Genomic DNA, 18,601 nt, shown 5'->3' on the forward strand with positions numbered 1-18,601 from the left:
CAAAAATACGTAGGTGCTCAGGTAACGGAGAGCTGAATAGCACCCGCTTTTGTAGATACTCGACGTCCGCTTTTGGCCGACTGCTGCCCTTCGCAACGGGCAGCTTAGGTTCGAATGTGGTCGTAGAGAAACCAACTCAAAGATAGGGATTCGAACCCCTTCCCCAGGGCCTTTAGGCCGCACAAGGCCAGAAAATACTGCGCTCTCCCCGCTTGCATCCTGCGCCAAGCGGCCAGAACCGGCCCCGATAATGCCCTATTTTTGCCCTAAAATTCGCTGACGGTTGAACGCAACGGCTCGTTAGCGGCAGTCGCGTGCCAGCGACAGGCAGCTATCGACCCAAAGCGGACGTTGTCACTGCACCCCGCGTCTAGTAAAAAGGTCATCTCCAGTTCCAGGCACTGAAACGAATTTATGACTACTGACTATGGTCAACGTGTTTGTAATCGATGCGGCGAATCAATTACTGCTTACTGTCCATCAATTGAGACGCTAGCGATCATCGGGGTTTTCCACGAGAAGGGTGATCAGGCAGTAGTAGATGAGATAGTCCGCCGAGAAAATATTGATCCGGATGTTGTCTGGGAATATTTCCGCCATCGGATGAGGCCTCTGTGCGAGCAAAAAATTGCCCGCTGCTCATTCTGCAGAGGGCAGTTGAGGACTTGGCGTGCGCGTCAATGCATGCACTGTTTTAGGAAGTGGCACTGACGCACAGTGATTATCGAGCTGAATGTTCAGATTCTGAACTGCATTCTTACGACTTCTGACTTACCGCTATTGGCCGATAGCTGCCGGTCACGGCAGGCCGCTATTGGCCCACGAGTGGACAATCACGAGTTTCCTGGGCTATCTACGAAACTAGGATCGGCCCATACGGCCACAACGGCCCCGTAATAACGTATCTAGGGAAGGAGAGTTCGCAATTCGTTAACTGCCTTCGCCACTAACCGATCATGTACCTCCCGGCCATACCTCTTGGCTAGGAAAATGGTCTCTTCATCAAAAACCACCAAGCATTTCAGAGGCTCGCCTTCTAGAGGTTTGACTACACAGGGGGCATCTATAATAGGAAACTGTATGTAGCCGTCCAATCTGGCGCGATATTTCTCAAGCACCCCAAACTCTACGTCTATACTTCTAGTTCGACATTTGAAGCCATATGGGTTATCAGCAAGTGGATGAGGTTGATCAAATTCTTCGGGCACTAAAGAGGCGATCAAAGAGAGCTCGTACCGAACTTCTCTTTCATCACTGCGAGCGTACTCGAAGGGTTTATACGGGGCACTTCCACTCCATGTGATCTCCACATCATCCCCTTTCACAACGACTCTTCCAGGGTTTCCATCCGCGTTCATGGAGCCTTGGGCGGAAATTTTGGCTAGGACCTTGCGCCCCAGGTATTGAAACTCAGCATACGTTTCAAACACTGTTGCGAGATACTCGCCGTCAATGGGCTTAGGTTGATCGTACTCAGTTGGTGCAAGGTATGCAGAGGTCATAAAAATCCTTAAGACTTTCTAACGGCTTCCCTAAAGACAGCCCAAGATTACAGGAGTCTATGTGATACCGTAGTAAGGTTGAAAACACAACCAAGTTGAATCATCCCTAGTTCCGTAGACTCCTCCAAACATCCAAACCGAGCTTCAGCAAATGCGCGCTTTTGGTCGTAATCCCTTGGTCGCGACAGGCAGCTATTGGCCCAGAGTGTGTAAAAACGCTTCGCCAAAATTGAAGTGTCCGCGTCTACGTTAAATCTGAAATTTATCGGCACGTCTGCAGATGTGGATTTCGCGTAGAAACGCGATTTCCAGTCCAGTTTTGAGCACCTGACGTGCTCAAAAACGTTTTTACACAGCCTCGGCCGATTGCTGCCCCTGGAGAGAGGCATAAAACGGCCAGAAGCGGACGGAGGATTACCGTAGGCGGCTCTAGATCATTCAGCTTCTACAATCCGGGTCAGTCACGGCGCTGACTAGAGACGTCATGCGAAGGACGACGCACACGCAAACCGCAGTGGCGCACTGGTTTCTAACTACCAAGTCTTTTCGCAGGGGCACCACACAAGCAGCTTCAAGCCTGCGCAGCGATACTGGCTTTGCTTTGGAACATGGCGGTGTCGGCCTTGAAAATCAGATCGTCCAGACCTTCGCCATCTTCCGGATACCACGCCACCCCTAGGCTGGCGCTTACCTTGATCTGGCTGTTTTTCCATGGAATGGGCAGGTCGACGGCCTTGCAAATTTCATGGGTGATGCGCTGGATTTCGCCTCTGTGATGCGCGCCGTCGAGCAGCACTACGAATTCGTCACCGCCCATGCGCGCGGCTATTTCGAAATCGCGAATATTGGATTTGATGGCCGTGCCTACGTGGATCAGGATGGCATCGCCTGCCTGGTGGCCAAAACGATCATTGATCTGCTTGAAGTGATTCAAGTCGATATAGCACAGGGCCAGATGTTCTCCACGGCTCTTTGCGGCCAGCAGCTTCTGACTAGCAAAGGGAATAAAACTATTGCGATTGGGTAAGCCAGTCAGGCTGTCATAGAAGGCCAGCTTATGTACTTCCTCTTCGGCGAGTTTGCGCAACTTGATCTCGTTGCGCAGATGGCGCTGGGCATTCAACAGAACCAGAGCGAACATCAGGACAAGCACACAGCCGATACTGATCAGCACAATGGTCTTGCGCAGCCGCTCGATGAGCTGTGGCGGGTTGGGATCGTAAATGAAGTTTTCCAGACCGGCGATATTGTCGACCATACCCAGTTCGAGGAAGGTTTCAGCCATACGTTGCCAGCGCCCTGGGTTCATATGACCGATCTCGATCAGGTCAGATATCACCAGCGGACGCATGGCCTGAGCTTCGAATTGCAAGTGCGCGCGAGTTTTCTCCACCGAGTACTGATTGAGCAGCAGGTCTATGATTTGCTCGGGGTTATCCATCGCGTAGCGCCAGCCGCGCAGGGTAGCGCGGCGGAAGGCCTCCACCCGCTGTGGATGTTCGTCAATCTCGGCCTGGCTGGTAAACAGGATGTCGCTGTAGAAGTCGATCCCGTAGGTGACGGGCGAGATGATGTTGTATTCCACGCCCCGCTCTTGCAGGTAGAAGGGCTCGTTGGTCAGGTACGAGTTGAACGCCGTCACTTTACCGCTGGCTAGATCCCCAATTTGATAACTGCTGGGTAGCAGTTGTAGTTTTTCGAAGGGTATACCCTCGCTACGGAACATCGCCAGAAAATCGGCATCGGTCTGTGCATCCATCAGCATCAACGGCTTGCCGATCAGGTCGTGCAGAGTTCGAACACCTTGGTCTGTACGAGCCACGAGCACGGAAGGTGAATGCTGAAAAATCACCGCCAGCGCTACCAAGGGCTTTCCATGCAGACGTGCGTAGAGCAATTCACTATTGGCTTCGCCGTATTGGGCACGCCCAGAGAGCACTTCTTCGACCGGTGTGACATGGGGGCCACCTTCGTGCAAGCGCACGTCCAGTCCTTCTTCGCGGTAATAGCCCTTTGCGATGGCGGCATAGTAGCCCGCGAACTGGAACTGATGTTTCCAACGTAGCTGGACATCAATCACCTGTTCGGCGCCATTCTGTTGAGGGCCAGGACCCGCCCACGCAGCCTGACCCCAGACGAGCACAAAACACAGCAGTCGACGCAGCCGAACCAGGAGAAGTCTCTTCGGCGGGCCTGGCGTGTTAGAACAGTAACAGAGGCTAGGCATGGTGATAGTCCGTGAATCGCGCTTATCGTTGAGCGTGCAAGGCGTGGCACATCATTGTGACATCACTCATGCGGGGCCAGCAATCGCGCGCCACGATAACCAAAGCGGCCGTTATCCTCGCTTGCGGCGTGGTTGGCGCTTGCTTCCCTACAACAGACAGCTAACGGCCAAAAGCAGTCACTAAGGGGAGTAGATTGATCTAACCCTCGTGCTGCCTTTTTATCGTGGCATATCACCCATTCAGGTCCTGATTTTTTATGGCATGAGCTAAGATGTGCTACCGGTAGGGCCCGCCCCATTTGGGGTGGGGAGCATTAAAGTGGAAAGAAAGCTCTCTTTCGTTGACGAGTCTCAAAACCATGGCTTGGGCACATCGAAATCCAGGGTTCGGTTTTTTGTTGTTTTTTAATCTCCGGCCAGGAAAACAGCAATCGAAGTGCGATTTGGGCTGGCAAAAAAGGCATTAGTTCGCCAGATTTCAGATGAGCTCATCAACAATCGAAATAGTTCAGCACAGAATTAAGGATGAATTATGCGAAAGTCATTAATGCTTCGAAACAACGAGATACCGCTGGAATTTTCACAACTGGTAATATTTGTAGAGGGTGCTACGGATGCAGCCATTGTTGAAAATATCTTGTACGCCATGAACCCTCACCTTACTCCAACCATAGTGGTTTGCAATGGCAAACACCGCATAGCAAAAACCATCAAGAACTTGACTAATGATGGAAGTACTAAATACATAGCATTAATAGATGCTGATGAACCAAGTGTATTTGATTCTAGGGAAGAGGCGAAGCATCAACTTGGCAATCCCTCGATACCTGTTTTTTGTGCAGTACCTACTATCGAAGCTTGGCTATTCGCGGATGATAAAATCGCTAGTTCACTCGCAAAGAATGAATCGGCAATACGAACCATCGAGCGCATGCCGTTGCCAGAGTCGATCCCTTACCCGAAATATTTAGCAAGCCAAGTGTTACGCATCACGAAGTCGCCTCATAGATATAACGTATTGCGGAATTTAGATATTCATAGGGCGGCGGCTAGATCTCCCTCTCTAAGGAATTTCCTTGCTGGTATATGTGACGTTTTGGAGCTGGCATCGGACTTACCCGATCACGCCATGTCATCCACAGTGAGTCGTGACATTTTTTCTACGTTGCTACGTGAACTCCCTGGGGACGCTGTAGCGTGGCGAACGCTTGCTGGCGAGATTTATAGTGCAGCTGAACTGGCCAGGAATATTGGTGAGGGGACAGAGATCGGAAAGCAGTATGTGACTGAATTACTTAGAGTTGCTCGGGATTTTACGCTGCGAAAGGCAAAAAAATGACTATTTTTTTCGTCACTCATAGCGACAGACAAACCGAAGCCAATCTTGCAGTTGCAAAGAAGATAGCTGCACACACTGATATAAAATTGTTTGGTTGCGATGCGTTGCGGGATAGGCTTCATGATCAGTTACTGGGAGAAAAGCGCGCTATTTTTTCGATGAGTCATGGCTCGCGTTTGGCAATTATTGATAGCGATGGCGTTGAGGCAGTTGTGGAAAATGACTGGCGCGCGTTGACCGGTTTCAAAGTCTATGCCTGGGCGTGTTCGACCGCTAGATTATTAGGCGGTGTAATGGCGCAGAAAGATATTCACTGGTGGGGTTATGATGCCACCATAACAGCTCCCGATGATCGACAGGAATATCTCGATATTTTTGCTGAGGTGATGTCAATTGCGAAGAACAACTTCGAGCATGGTGTTGATCATTCTAGCGTGCAAATAGTTCTAGACTTGATAAAGGACGCATGCCACGCAGCGGAAAAAAAGTTGGACAGTCTTTGCGTAGCTGAAGATGAAGACCCAATGGCGCTATATTGCTGCTGCTATCAAATATGGTCTCGCCTGTGCATATGGTTGCCTGGGGCACAACAACCTATCAAGCATCGAGATGCTCCTCCTGCGTACATTGATATGTAGGCCATGCATACAAAACCCCTGAAGTTTAATGGATAGGCTCAGGTACATTCGAGGTGTCTCAGCACTTTGCTGTTCATTGTTGAGTTTGCTAATGATATGACTCGCACTACACCGTTGAGAGAACCTCATGATGCTCGTGACTTGTAATGCGTGGATGGATAATATTCACTGGTCACAGATGGCGAGCTCTGTTGAAAAATTCCGCCTTGATTTCCATGACAGTAAAGTACGCGTCGGAGATTGAAATTCTGAATCTTCGCAGAGGTTTTCGAGCTGAGACTTCACGTATAACCGGCGCAGCTCTGCTGCGTCCGGCGACTAAAAAACTTAGTTTATTGATCTGTTAGCAGATTTTATTGCACCGAGCTGATAGCTCATCAGCTAATTCATTAGTCCAGTCGTAAATATTCATACTGTCAGTTATAAAGTGCAATGCTCGAATGCAAGATGCCATGGCGGAATCTAAAAAGTGAATATTGCCAAATGACGTAGGGATGACATGGGTTTCTTTTGCGTAATTGTGAAAGATGCTTGTCTGAGAAGGGTGCACCCACTCACTTAATACTTCGTATGCTTGTTCGAAACCGCTTTCAGTGGCTTTAGTGTGGTCGAGTTCATCTTTATAAAGAGCTCGAAGCGCACTCATCACATGTTCGCTGCTGCCCAGCATATTTCCCATGCGGCTTTTCGCTTGTTCAGTAAAGTGGTAATCTTCTAGCTTAAATGCTCCATTTTTCAATTTTTCCTGTTCGTTCTGCTTGACTCTTGAACTGTTTGTAAATGCAAGTATCAACTCAATACATAATTCTGTGCTTTCTTTGCCTTTTTTATTGACTAGTGTTTTTGCTATTTTTTGGGAGAGAAGCTTTGAGAACGCGTATGTTTCTATCATGCCTCGACTTACAGTGCAGGCTGATGGAACTTTATTGTGACTCAATAAAAAAACACTATCGTCAAAGATGTCTATCTGCCTGTTCAGAAGACAGTTTGCATAGTTTTTAAGATACAAGCCATAGTCACCGGTGCTTTCTATGCCGATAAAGGTTGTTGGCTTTTTTGTTATTTTTGATCTTGCAGCCTTAGCCTCTTTTAAGCTTTGCTCTGCATACTCTTTTATCAACGGTTAATCCCCAATACGATCTTGTGGCTGCTAGCGGCCAAGCGAGCAGAAGTGCAGAAGTGCAGAAGTGCAGCGTTTGCGAGTCCAGTGAGCGCAGCAAACATTTTTAGTGATTGTAAACTTCAAACCATGGTAGTCAATGGATGCGCTTACCGTCCATTGCGACCGTTTGGGGGGCGCGTCATTCTGGTCCAGGCGCGGCTTGAATGACTGTTTTTGGCCGTTTTCTGACTTTCACGACGAGCAGAAAACGACCGAAAGCTGCCCTTGGCTGACTTACCCAATCACTACCTCACTGTCGGGGCAGTCCTAGCGTTTCAAGTGGCTACCTCATGCTGCCAATACGCCGTTCCTACTACAAATCCTTCAAAGGCTAGGTAATTCGGTAGTGTGCCCGGCCCGATGCTTTGATTGCCAGTGTCGAATTTAGCCGTAGCGTCAACGCAAACCTCGTACACAAATGGATTCGCTTGCGCCGACAAACGAGCGGCGGCGATTATGAGTTTGATACGGTCTGAACGGCTAGATAGTCATAAGAGAAAACTGGTTTTCAGCGCAGGATTCAACGAATCAATGGAGGGGGGGTAGCGTTGTGGAAAAAAAACAAATTGAATTGGTCAGTCAGAACGCGGAAGCGTCAATTTGGCAAACTGCCAAATGGCTGAATAAACCGTGCTTTTGCCAAAGCTTTGCTGACCACTCTTTAGAGATTTTTACTGACTTCCAAACCGATTTTTGGCGTGAAACTCATTATGGTTTCATTCGAGACAGCGGACATTTCCTTGGGTTTGAGACCACTGGAGACTTTACCGCTCAAGTCAGGGTTAACGCCGACTTTCGTGAACTCTATGACCAAGCGGGAATTATGGTCAGGCTCAATGAGGAGACCTGGCTCAAGGCGGGAATAGAATATAACGATGGAATGCCGATGATCAGTAGCGTTCTGACACAAGGCTCATCGGATTGGGCGCCCAGCTGCTTTCCTGGCGACCCAGCCGATTTTTGGCTTCGTGTAACCGTTTCAGATGGAGTGCTGCGCTTGCAATACTCCACAGACGGCATGACTTGGCCGTTGCTCAGGCTTGCTCCATTTCCAGATGCGGAAAGCTATTCGGTTGGCCCTATGTGCTGCACACCAGAACGGCAAGGGTTGAGGGTAAAGTTTTCTGAATGGTCGTTGAGTCAGCCTCTAGGGCGAGACTTGCATGATTTGAGCTAGATAAGACGCCGAGCAGGCCAGTCATGCAGATGACTTGGCCGGACGCTCACAGAAGTAGCGATTCATAAAGGCCCTCACATCGGGCTAAAGTGTAGGGCCTTTTGAAGATAAGCGGTGTTAGTAGTAATGATGCAGTTCACTCAATCGTGGCGCTCGGCTTGGACAATGGCGTCTGCCACTTCCTCAGCGAGTTGGGCACCTGCGGCAAATAACGCCTCAAACGTTTGCTGCGCTTCTACGTGCAACCGTTGCATCTCCAGAGGCGGCGTCTTGACGGCATCAGCCTTGGATAGCACCGACACCGCAGAATCCCAGGCGCGGCGTGTCGCCTGATAGGCATCGCTGCCAGGCTTGAGGAGTTTACTATCGATCATAGGCAAGGTCGTGGTTCCTTTCACGAGTGATAAAAGTCTACGAACAGCTGCGTTTCCTAAACGGCTTAATCGTTTCAGCTTATCAAGACCAGTTACGAAATCCTTTAGGACAATTCTTAAAAAACCTTTTTTATTTGCTAAAACTAATGAAACCAGCCACCCAGTTTTCATTGATGGAAAAGATTATCTTCGCCGGTGCCTTGCATGGCGGGAGATGCAACTACGAAATGCAGCATACAAAGATGAGGAATATGTGTTTCTTAGAGATCAAAGCGCCGAACTCCTACAGGTGGTTCTTCACTACGCGGTAGAGCGTCACCAAGTCGCCGTTGATGTCGTTGAGGACTTCAACCGGCGCGGCCTGGGGACGCATGAAGTAGAGCGCGGCGCCGCCGGCAAAGACCTCGACGTAGCATTCTTGGGGTGGGAAGAGCGGGATAAGGCGGTCGGCCAGGCGGCGTTTGCCGCCCATCCAAGGGATGATGGGTGTGGACATACAAAAGCAAGACCTTTTCCGTATGGATAAACAGTGCCAGGCTCGCTCCGCTTTGTGCACGAAGCAGGAGCCTTGGCTGGACTTGCAGGGACGTTCTGCGGGGAAGGTGGCCGGATTGGATGTTGACGCATCCTGCCCGGCCGCTCCTTTTACTTCGGCGTAGAAACTTCTTTTGCGTAGGCCTGGCAGGCTCGCAGCGCGATCAGTCCTTGGTCGCCGGCATCGGTGATGTCGAGAATTCGTTGAGCATGCGCTGGGTCAAGTTCGGCTCTTGCGGGGCCATGAACCACGCTGCCGGTGGCGGTGGTGGTTGGCACTGAACAGTGGCTGGTGGCATCGGTGGCGGCGAGTACGACTGACAGCCGCAGATCAGCAGTAGCCAGACGATCACGCAGACGAGACTGCTTGATTTGCTCATCGGTCAATTCCTTGTAATGGGTTTCATCTTTGTTCTGCAGGCGCTGCTCCAGGGCGAAGCGCTTTTCCTGCTCAGTGCGCTGCAGGGCAGCAGCGGCTTGGGATAACTCGTTGAGGGTGTCAGCCTGCAGCCTGGCCTGGCGTTCCAATTGCTGGCCGCAACGCCAGCCCTGAACGGTCCAGGCTAATGCGGCAGAGCCAGAGGCCAGCAACACCAGCATTAGGGAAACGACCGCAATCCGGAACTGCGCGGGGATCAGGTCGAAGAGACGCATAATACTGCCCTCGCCTTGGCCCAAAGCTGCAGGCGATCTTCCAGCCCATTGAGCCCACCATTGATCCGGCGGGTGATCGTGCTGAACTCCCCCTTGTCCGCGAGCGCGTTCAATCCGTTTATCGACCAGAACCACGCGGCAGACTCTGATGCCCACTGGGGCAGTTCGAGCAATTCAGGCGTGCGCAGCAATCGCTCATCGCCGAACAGTGCCAGGCTGCAGCGCAGGTAGTTGTCGTGGCCGGTGATCTGGATCAGTCCACGGCCGCGATAGCGTTGACCGTCACCATCGGCTGCCGGCGTGTTCCCCAACTTGGCGGCCAACGGGCCGGTGTCGTACTTGCTGAGGTACTGATCGCCCCCCAGCTCGCGCACGTATTGCAGTTGGCCCGACTCATGGCCGATCTGGGCGAGGAACGCTGCCTGGCGCTTCGGCGTATCGATCTTGCGGTTGGTCATGGCCGCGTTGAGCGCGGATACAAAAACGCCCGCTTGGCGGCGGGCGTTGGGCATGATGCGTTGGAGTTGTTGCTCGGTAATGGACATGGCTTTTTCCCAGACAAAAAAATACCGCTCGATGGCGGCGTGTGGTGAAGCAGGTACTGCCAGTTACAGCTCCAGGACTTTGACCTCCTTGGATTTCTTCTTTTTCTTGCCGGCCGCCTTGGCCTTACCCTTCTTCCCTGCGTTGCACTCAACCGTGGTACTCCAACCAGACTGGGTGTACACCTGCTCCACGGAGTCGACCAGAAATTCCCCGTCCAACCCTTCCTTAAACCCCTGCGCGTTAATCTGTCGCTCAGCAAACAGGTCAGTACGCCCAACCATCTCCAGCCGAACTTCAGCAGTCGAGCGGTTGAACGCTGCCAACCTAGCCTTGGCTGCTTGCTCAGCTGCAGACTTGTTCGGGTGGATGTGCCGGTCGGTATGAACCGGCGGCAAACCTTCAGGCGCATCGTCGTTATCCAAGGTCAGGTTGACCAACTCGCCGGTTTTCTTGTCCTGGTAGCTGGCCTTGACGGCCTTCTGGGTGGTGCGGTCGGCAAAGCGGAATTGCCAGCGACTGACGTCACTGCGCCGGATGGTGATCGCGGGCAAATTCTTTCCACTGGCGGTCTGCCCGCTTTGACGCGGCAACACCAACAACTTGCCGTCAGCGACCTTGGCCGTGCAGTCGTGATTCTTAGCTAGCCGGGTGATGAAGTTGTAGTCCGACTCATTCATCTGGTCAGCCCTTGGCACAACCGAGCCTACTGGGCATTCAGGCTTCCAGCCATTCCGCGCAGCGATGTCGCTGACGATCTTGGACAGCGTCACATTTTCCCAACTGCCGCTACGGGTGGTCTTGCCGCTACCACGCATGTCGCTGGCTTTGCCGCGAATGACCAAGGTGTCCGGCGGACCAGATACCTCAATGTCATCTACTGTGTACCGACCCACTCGTGCCATGGCTTTGGTGTCGTAGCCGAGGTAAACCTCAATCCCAGCGCCTTTCTTGGGGAGCGCTACGGCGCCATCACGGTCATCGATTCGCAGCTCGAACTCGTCCGACTCCATGCCGGGCTTGTCCAACGTGCGCAGCAACAGCAAACGGTCGTTGATCAAGGCTGTTATATCGGCGCCATCAGCGACGATTCGAAAGACTGGCTTCATGGGTAGTCCTCAATATTCAATCCCACAACTGCACCTGCTCGACTGTTGGCCGCTCAATATCCGGGAAGGTGATCAGCAGCCCAGTACGCAACGGTTGCGGCTCATCTGCCAGCAGCCGATTCGCGGCAAGCACCGCCTCGACCGTGCCATTTAGGTGACCGTAATGCTGATAACACAGGGTATCCAGCAGGTCGCCGTCAGACGTTCTGCATATCATCGCCATAGCGCGAGAACTCCAAACTAAAGGTTTGCTTGCGTGGGATCCCGCCGGCCAGCAGCGCGCCTTGCTCCTCATCCATGCTGCGCAGGCACCAGGTGCCGAGTACAACGCCGTAGCCGGTGGTCAGGTTCAAAGGCAGCAACTGCCCACCGATTGAACGTAGGGTGTCGAGCTGCTTCAGCCCACCCTTGAACGTGGGAAAAATTACGCCCTTGAGACTGAGCTTATCTTCTCCCACGCCCACGGCTTGCTGCGCTGGCCGACGACTGAGCCGCTCCTGCGAGGCCCAGCGGAATTCCGTCTGCCGTCTTAGTTCGTTAAACGCTGCTGTGTCCAGGTTGAAGTAGAAAGGCTGCGCATTCGTTTGCAGCGGCTGAAGGATCAGCAGGTGCGGAAACGGTTTGACCGCTTCCGCCAGGGGCGTGGCATTCGGCGCCAATGCGCTGGTGGGCAAAATGTTCGCCAGGCGCGGACTGACTTTGCCGGCGATCTGATTGATTGCGGTGCTGGCACGGGCGGCTTGTTCCTTCAACGTGCCCAGGCGCTCGTCAATTGCCGACAACGCGCGCGTCGCTTTGCTGTAGGTCGCCAGTACCGTGCCGACCTTGGCCTGCGCAGCGTTAATCCCCCGCATCACCCGTTGCAGTTTTTCGCCGACACCAGGTGGCACGCCGGGAATGCTGGACAGCTCATCCGCCGCTCCGGTGATTTCGCCAATGGCGCCGTTCACCGGGCCGACCATGTCGTCGATGCTATGGCGCCCCGCCTCGCCGGCCTGGACCAGGGATTTGAAACCCGATTGCAGTTGCTCCATGTAAGCCATGACAACTCCTTAAACGTGAGGGGCATCGAATAGGTTGCGCCGGGCCTGCTCTCGGCTGAACTCCTCAAACAGCTGACGCAAGTGCGGCATCATTTCTTGCGCCAGTTGCCGTGGATCCTTGACGTCACCCTGCACGGTCACGTCGACGGTCGGAGAGAACTGCCACTGCTGATCAATCCGAGGCGGCTCCGGTTTCGCGGCGAATCCAGCAGCAAGCACGGCCGGAGCCGTAGTTGCTGTGGGAGCCGCCGCCAACGAACGCGAGACATCCCCCAAGGCTGGCCCCGGAGCTGCCGGAGCTTTGAGTATCAACGGGCCGGACGATAACGCCGGCGCCATTTGGGACAGAAGCGGCATAGCCGCCGCACCTGGTGGCGGCAACCTTAACGGCGACGGCTGATCCGGCAGCACCAATCGCTCGGCCGGCGCGTCCGGGCCACCGAATGCAGCCTTGCCCACAGCGCCGCCCAACTCGCCGCCGCCCCAACTGCCCAGGAATCCGCCGATCAATCCGCCAACGACAGTCCCGATCACCGGCACCACCGAACCAATCGCGGCACCCGCTGCAGCACCCGCCAACGTTCCGGCCAAGGTGCCAGCGGCATTGCCGTAGCCCTCGGCTTTTTCATCGCGGGTCTCCGCATTTTGATACGTATCAGCAGCGATCAAACCCGCCTCGATCAGCGCCATAGGCGCGCCGACCTTAGCGAACCCGAGGCCCTTACCCATCATGGTCTTGGGCGCGAACCGGCTGGCCGTTGGGCCAATCGGCGCTGAAGGTGCAGGGGTACTGACGGGCGCGCCTCGACCACCACGACCACGCTTGCCCTTTCCACGTCGCCGCTTTCCATCACCTACGTCGACCCCGCCAGCGCCGCCAGAGGGGTTGGTGACAAAGACCCGCTGGATGACGTTTGGATTGCCCATCAGCGACCCACGAGCAACGTTCAGCAGGCCCTTGCCGATCTTGATCGCATTGATCGCGGCGCCCAGGCTGACAACACCAGCAGCCAGCACAGCCGCCCCGCTGACCACTGTCGGAAACCGACCCGCCAACTCGCCAAGCCCATAGGCAACTTTCGCCAGCCCGTCTGCCGCCATATCCGTCAGCGGCCGCAACGCATCACCGATGCGAGTCATCGAGGATTCAATTCCGGCAGTTGCCGTTGCCCACTTCCGGTTGGACGTTTCCCTCGCCCTCGCTGCATCCGCCTCAATCTTAGCCTTGCCGTCCGTGGCTTCAATGGTCGACATATCAGCCTTGATTTTGTCGCCGTACTTGATCTGCGCAAGCAGGCCAGCACTGGCGCTCTGATCGCTGACGATGGTCGCCAGCCCGGCAGCTTCAGTCAGGGCGATCATGGCCTGCTCTTCCTCGGCACTACCATCCACCGACGACTTGATCTTGGCCTTGAGCGCTTCGATTTTCTTGGCCTTTGCCGGATCCTGCTTTTTGATCAACTGCTCACTGAGCATGATGAACGCATCGACTGGGTTGGCAGCCTTACCGCTTTTAGTCGCAGCGAGGATCGAGCCCGTTAGGTCGTAGCCTTCCTTGGCGAACCGTTCCTGGCTGGTGCTGCTGATCACAGCGTTGAGCAGGTTGTTCATGTTGGTGGCTGCAGCCGCCGAATCCTGAGTTTGCGAGTATTGCGACTGCAGGCTTGCACCGAGGAAACGCACGGCCTCGGGGCCTTCCATGCCCAGACGCTTGATATTGCCAAGCATCGCCGGCAAATACTTCGCCATCTCCTTTGGACCAAACGCGCCGATGTCACCCGCCGCAGCCACCTGACCAAGCATGGCCGCCATGTCACCCTGCTTTACGCCGGCTTCCTTAAAGGAGTTGATCAGCGTTGCAATCGTATCGGGCTCCATGCCCTGGCCGTCGATCAGGTCAGCGATCTGACCGGCGTAACTAGTGGCAACGTCCCACTCGACGCCTTTTTCAATCAAGGCACCCACCGACTGCGCCAACAGTTGCTGGCTCATACCCTTCTCAGCCGCGACCTTACTGATGCTGGCTGCCAGCTCCGCTTCATCGCCGGTGCCGGCCGTGTGAGCCCACAACGACATTTGGCGGACCTGCGCCTGGTAATCGCCGGAGATCTTCGTCGGGATCGCCAACGCGCCCGTGAGCACCGCCGCTTGGCCGAGGGAATTTTTCATCCTCTCTTTGCCTTGCTGGATCTGCGTATGGCCCAGCGCCTTGAGTTCAGCACCCCGCGCTACCTGCCCGAGAACCTGGTATTCCTTGCGCAACTTACTGACCTCAATGCCCTGCTCTTTCAGGGTTTTGAGGTTGCCTTCCAGCTTTCGCAGCAGACCATCAGCCGACGCCGCACCGGTGTCGTGGGCTTTTTTCCACTCATCCCGCAGGCGGATGGTGTCGCCGATAGTGCTCTGCAGCACGCGAGCCTTGGTGCCGGTTTCGCCGAGTTTCTTGATACGGCCTTCAACGTCCTTGAAGGCGCCGCCGACCGTGGAGCTGACGACGCCGCCGATGACCAGGCCGAGCGCCAGGTTATTTGCCATGAGAACACTCCAGGCAGAGATGCGGGGCTCAGTCCATGAGCCACCAGATCATCGTGGAAAAGGGCATGGTCTCGATTTCATTGGCGGCAAATGAATACTGCGTCGCCAAGCGCTTCGCGACCTGCTTCTGCAGTTCGGCGTTAAACCCCGTCGTCCTGCACCAGGCGAAAGTAGGCGGCTTGCAGCCGCTGGTAGTCCGTCAGCTTGAGCCCCTCCAGATCCTTGGTGTCGGATTCAGACAGGTTGGCCAGGAGGATGGTCTCGCGCTGCTCGTCGTTACCATTGGACGCCGAGGTCGCGGCCCGCACGTCGCGCACAGTGGGGGCGCGCAACGGCACGCGGTCGAGCTTCATGTCTTTGAAGTCATACGCTTTGGACAGCGTGACGATGGCGCCGTCGGTGCCAACGACCAACCAAGTCGGAGTCTCGTCTTTTTTCTCGGGGATACCCGCGTCCAAGATCAACCGCGAATACGCGGTTTGTACCCGTGCATAGTCCGTCAGTTTGAGCCCATCGATGTCCTTGGTGCCGGCATCAGACAGCGAGGCGAACAAGGTCACTTCGCACAACACATCGTCATCGCCACCGATTCCGTCAGAGGCGCGCACCTCGCGCAACGTCGGAGCGCGCAGGGTCAACTGGTCGATCTTCACGCCGTTAACATCGCTGGGCCGGGTCAAAGTGATGGTCGCGCTATCCGCCTCAATGTTGAGCCAGGAAGGCAGTGGTTTCAGTTTTTTCATAAGAGCAATTCCTTTACAAGCCCAGGTCGCGACGGACGCTGGCAAGTTGATCGACACCGTTGATAACCCGGACGCAGTTAATTGGATCGATCTCGTACATCAGCCGGCCGCCGACTTCGAGCTTGTAGTAGCTGACCGCCACGGCGTACTTGAACTCACCGGCCTCACCAGCTTTCCAGTCGCCTGGATCAATCTCTTTAAGCATGCCGCGCAGGGTGGCGACCACTGCTGTGGTCGCGCCTTTCTGGCCTTTGAAGGAACCCCGGAAAACCGCGTTGAACGCAGTCTGATCGGCCAGGCCGTAAAACTTCATGATCTCGGGGCGCGCACCTTTGCCAGCGAAACTGGACTCCAGCTTTTCCATACCCTGATCCATCTCGACCGGGGCATCCATGCCACCAGCTCGATGCTCCTCGGTTTTCAAGGTGAGCTTGGGGAGCGTCAGGCTGGTGATCTCCCCGTTGAAGCTGAGACCATCGATATGGGCGTTCATGTTGTAGAGCGTTTGCGGAACCATCTGCGGTTCTCCTTATGCGTTGGTGTCGAGGACTTCGGTCAACCACTGGTTGGTGACCTCGACCCGGAAGTTGGGGTTTTCTGCCGGCGGCACGTCGGTGAAACGAATGTTCCAGTACACCTTGCCCTGCTCCAGCTGGCTGGCCGTATTCAACCCAGGGTCCGCGAACACCTCGAAGTTGATCACCGCGCCCTGGTTTTTCAGGTCGCGCATAAAGGCCTGCAGGCCGTTCGTGACATCGCTGACGTAGGTCTTGGTGATCGAGCGGTCAACCGCCCATTTATGGCCGTAAAGAATCGCGTCCATGACGATGTCCATGGTCCGCACGCGGGTAACGAACGCCCACTTCGGATCGCTGGAACAGGTGCGGTTGCCCCACAGGCGATACCCGTCATCCCGGATGATCGTGGAGATCTGCGCGTTGTTGAGCAGGTTGGCCCGGCAGGTTTCGTCGCCGTCGAGGAATTCGATAGGCCGGCCGGTACCGGTGAGGCCGACAAACTCTTTGTTCGAAGGCGAGGCCCAGAAGCCGTACTCCGAATCGGTCCAGGCGAAGAGCCCGGCCACCCAGGCAGAACTTGGTGCATCGACGGTGGCACTGAGTGCGGTGTCCCAGTACTGCACGCCGGGGTCGACCAGGAACACGCGCTTGCTGCCGAAGTTTTCGCGGTACTCCATGACGGCTTCGTCGGTGGTGTTAGGACCGTCGATGATTGCCAGCGCGCGCAGCTTGTCGCTCAGCGCCACCAGCGCCGTGGCAACGGGCAAGGTCGCCGTGTGCTTAGGAGCGACCAGCAAGCGGGGTTGCGCGTTGAATCGGCTCTTGCCGTCGAGCAGCGCCTGCATGCCGGTACGTGTGCCGTTCGCCAGGACGCCGCCAATGATGGCCGAGGTCTGCGCGGCGGCGTCTGCCACCTTCGCCACGCCACAGGCAACGATCACCGCTTTGGAGCGAACGTAAATGGCCTGCACCGCCTTGGTGATTGCCGCTTCTGCGCCCCAGGCAGCGATGGCTTCGCTTTCGCGGGTAATCAGCACCAGTTGATTGGGCAAGGCACTGGCAGCAGGGCATGGGGTGAAGGTGTCGCAGAGACCAATGATCGACGACGACGGCACAGCGATAGGTCGCGTGCCGGTATCGACGTTGGTCACGGTGACGCCGTGAAAAAAACCACCTGCATTACTCATGGTTGAACTCCAGAAACGAGAAAGCCCCGCATAAGCGAGGCCATAGGTTGGTCGTGTTGCGCGTAACGGAAAAGAAAACGCCCCGTGAGTACGGGGCGTTATTGGATCAACTCAGCCAGCCATACCGGCTGTTCAGGCCTGTACTCAATTGCCGGGAAGTGCTCCGATTCAGGCCAGCCTCGCAGATCGTGTCGGTAGCCCTGCAACTGCGTGTACTTCTCAGCGGTGAGAGTTGTTGGCCGTGAGGCCTCTACCTCATCTCGGTGACGCGAGATCAACGGATCAGTGAGCAGCAATGCTCGGTCGCGTATTGAACGCTCGCGAGCTTTCAGTTCTTCCAGCGTGGGACCAGGCGCCGGGGCAATACTTGGCTGACCGTTCTCGCCAGGCGCAAGCACAGAGCCGCCGAGTGACAGCAAGCGGAATATCTCGTCATGCTCGCCCTGCTGCACCTCGACAAGCTCGGATTCAGGCGGAAGCAAGCACGCGGGATTGGGTACGGTAATGAGCGGGGGTGAGGCCTGCTCATCCGGCACCTCAATCATTGGATGCACTGCATCAGGATCAGGAACCAAAATGTTTTTAGACTCAGTTTGAGCTTCTGATTCCTCACCCTCGACTTCAACCACTTCCACCCAAGCCGGATTAGGCACCGAAATCCATGGCCGACTCCATTCCGGGTCGGGAACATTCACGGTTGGCCGAGTCCAATCGGGATCGGCTACCTGAATAGTCCGGGCACCGTAGAGTTGTTCATTAAAAAATGTGTTGTCGTGTGCGCTATAGAAAATTTTCATCAATTAATTTCCTCGAGCCTCTACCATTAAAACAAGTCCCGTTTGGACTACAGCGGCCCACTCTTCCAGCCGGATGGTAGCGCCGCTCAAGGTGATTGCATTGAAATGTGCCTGACCGCCAAACTGTGTGCCTGCCGGGAGTTTAAAGCCGATTTTGACGTTTAAAATTTGGTTTGGAAATTTAAAAGGCCAAGTAACGTTTATAGTGCCAACTGTAGCAAAGTCACCAACAACGACATCAATCCATTGATTAATCTCGCCGGTGTCTGCGTTCTTACTCCAGCCATTAGCAGCGAGAAGCGCTGTATCTTTTGGCCGATCAACCTGCAAATAAACAACTGTACCATCCATGTGACGAATATAAGGCGCGGTCTTAACACCATTATAAAATCCAGCGGCGTCTGACCGGTCGCCGGAAACCTTCCGACCTACTGCTGCCGCCACAAAGGCGCAGTTAGCTATGTTTGCACCCGCGTATCCTTCGGGCTGGTCCCAAACAGTAGTATTGCCAGTAATAGC

The 18,601-nt window shown here is 54.7% G+C and carries 17 protein-coding genes and 1 pseudogene; 3 read left to right on the top strand and 15 right to left on the bottom strand.

What is annotated here, in order from left to right; all coding sequences use genetic code 11:
- Positions 1-905: 905 nt before the first annotated feature.
- Both G9Q84_RS11795 and G9Q84_RS11800 read right to left on the bottom strand, forming a co-directional pair.
- A complete protein-coding gene (locus G9Q84_RS11795; RefSeq protein WP_181643357.1) occupies positions 906-1,502 on the bottom strand; it encodes a hypothetical protein in 597 nt (198 codons plus the stop codon).
- 571 nt (positions 1,503-2,073) lie between these two features.
- On the bottom strand, positions 2,074-3,582 hold the full coding sequence (locus G9Q84_RS11800) for an ABC transporter substrate-binding protein (RefSeq protein WP_338104095.1): 1,509 nt from the start codon (positions 3,580-3,582) through the stop codon (positions 2,074-2,076).
- Between the two features lie 679 nt (positions 3,583-4,261).
- Between G9Q84_RS11800 and G9Q84_RS11805 the strand changes: the two genes are divergently transcribed.
- Positions 4,262-5,068, top strand: a complete 807-nt coding sequence (locus tag G9Q84_RS11805) for a DUF4276 family protein (RefSeq protein WP_181643359.1) — start codon at positions 4,262-4,264, stop codon at positions 5,066-5,068.
- Positions 5,065-5,706, top strand: a complete 642-nt coding sequence (locus G9Q84_RS11810; protein ID WP_034115146.1) for a hypothetical protein — start codon at positions 5,065-5,067, stop codon at positions 5,704-5,706. Before G9Q84_RS11805 ends, G9Q84_RS11810 begins: the two co-directional genes overlap by 4 nt.
- 343 nt (positions 5,707-6,049) lie before the next feature.
- Here the strand turns inward: G9Q84_RS11810 and G9Q84_RS11815 are convergent, their stop codons facing one another.
- A complete protein-coding gene (locus G9Q84_RS11815) occupies positions 6,050-6,826 on the bottom strand; it encodes a hypothetical protein (protein WP_181643360.1) in 777 nt (258 codons plus the stop codon).
- 640 nt (positions 6,827-7,466) lie between these two features.
- On the opposite strand from G9Q84_RS11815, the gene G9Q84_RS11820 reads away from it, so the two are divergent.
- On the top strand, positions 7,467-8,045 hold the full coding sequence (locus tag G9Q84_RS11820; RefSeq protein WP_338104098.1) for a DUF1349 domain-containing protein: 579 nt from the start codon (positions 7,467-7,469) through the stop codon (positions 8,043-8,045).
- A gap of 140 nt (positions 8,046-8,185) precedes the next feature.
- On the opposite strand, the gene G9Q84_RS11825 is transcribed toward G9Q84_RS11820, so the two are convergent.
- The 12 genes and pseudogenes from G9Q84_RS11825 to G9Q84_RS29300 all read right to left on the bottom strand — a co-directional run bounded on the left by G9Q84_RS11825 (position 8,186) and on the right by G9Q84_RS29300 (position 18,082).
- A complete protein-coding gene (locus tag G9Q84_RS11825) occupies positions 8,186-8,419 on the bottom strand; it encodes a hypothetical protein (protein ID WP_181643362.1) in 234 nt (77 codons plus the stop codon).
- A 286-nt stretch (positions 8,420-8,705) separates the two neighbouring features.
- Positions 8,706-8,915 (bottom strand): annotated as a pseudogene (locus tag G9Q84_RS11830) (DNA adenine methylase); the annotation flags it as partial.
- 149 nt (positions 8,916-9,064) lie between these two features.
- The gene (locus tag G9Q84_RS11835) at positions 9,065-9,607 is read right to left on the bottom strand and encodes a lysis system spanin subunit (protein WP_181643363.1); all 543 of its coding nucleotides are present in this window, start codon (positions 9,605-9,607) and stop codon (positions 9,065-9,067) included.
- Positions 9,589-10,152 carry a glycoside hydrolase family 19 protein gene (locus G9Q84_RS11840; RefSeq protein ID WP_181643364.1) on the bottom strand — a complete coding sequence of 188 codons (564 nt, stop codon included), beginning with the start codon at positions 10,150-10,152 and terminating at the stop codon, positions 9,589-9,591. Before G9Q84_RS11840 ends, G9Q84_RS11835 begins: the two co-directional genes overlap by 19 nt.
- A gap of 63 nt (positions 10,153-10,215) precedes the next feature.
- Entirely contained in the window at positions 10,216-11,259 is a 1,044-nt protein-coding gene (locus tag G9Q84_RS11845) for a phage late control D family protein (RefSeq protein ID WP_181643365.1), read from the bottom strand.
- Between the two features lie 16 nt (positions 11,260-11,275).
- Complete coding sequence (locus tag G9Q84_RS11850) at positions 11,276-11,482, bottom strand: tail protein X (protein WP_081797803.1); 207 nt, start codon at positions 11,480-11,482, stop codon at positions 11,276-11,278.
- The gene (locus tag G9Q84_RS11855; RefSeq protein WP_181643366.1) at positions 11,457-12,302 is read right to left on the bottom strand and encodes a phage tail protein; all 846 of its coding nucleotides are present in this window, start codon (positions 12,300-12,302) and stop codon (positions 11,457-11,459) included. Before G9Q84_RS11855 ends, G9Q84_RS11850 begins: the two co-directional genes overlap by 26 nt.
- A 9-nt stretch (positions 12,303-12,311) precedes the next feature.
- A complete protein-coding gene (locus G9Q84_RS11860) occupies positions 12,312-14,837 on the bottom strand; it encodes a phage tail tape measure protein (RefSeq protein ID WP_181643367.1) in 2,526 nt (841 codons plus the stop codon).
- A gap of 140 nt (positions 14,838-14,977) precedes the next feature.
- The gene (locus G9Q84_RS29610) at positions 14,978-15,580 is read right to left on the bottom strand and encodes a phage tail assembly protein (protein ID WP_181643368.1); all 603 of its coding nucleotides are present in this window, start codon (positions 15,578-15,580) and stop codon (positions 14,978-14,980) included.
- A 13-nt stretch (positions 15,581-15,593) separates the two neighbouring features.
- Positions 15,594-16,097 (bottom strand): phage major tail tube protein, encoded by a 504-nt coding sequence (locus G9Q84_RS11870; RefSeq protein WP_099602569.1) that lies wholly within the window; start codon positions 16,095-16,097, stop codon positions 15,594-15,596.
- A gap of 12 nt (positions 16,098-16,109) precedes the next feature.
- A complete protein-coding gene (locus G9Q84_RS11875) occupies positions 16,110-17,285 on the bottom strand; it encodes a phage tail sheath subtilisin-like domain-containing protein (protein WP_181643369.1) in 1,176 nt (391 codons plus the stop codon).
- A 98-nt stretch (positions 17,286-17,383) separates the two neighbouring features.
- Entirely contained in the window at positions 17,384-18,082 is a 699-nt protein-coding gene (locus tag G9Q84_RS29300; protein WP_242461428.1) for a hypothetical protein, read from the bottom strand.
- Positions 18,083-18,601: the final 519 nt, after the last annotated feature.

Origin of the sequence: Pseudomonas sivasensis (assembly GCF_013778505.1) — a bacterium.
Taxonomy (GTDB): Bacteria; Pseudomonadota; Gammaproteobacteria; order Pseudomonadales; family Pseudomonadaceae; genus Aquipseudomonas; species Aquipseudomonas sivasensis.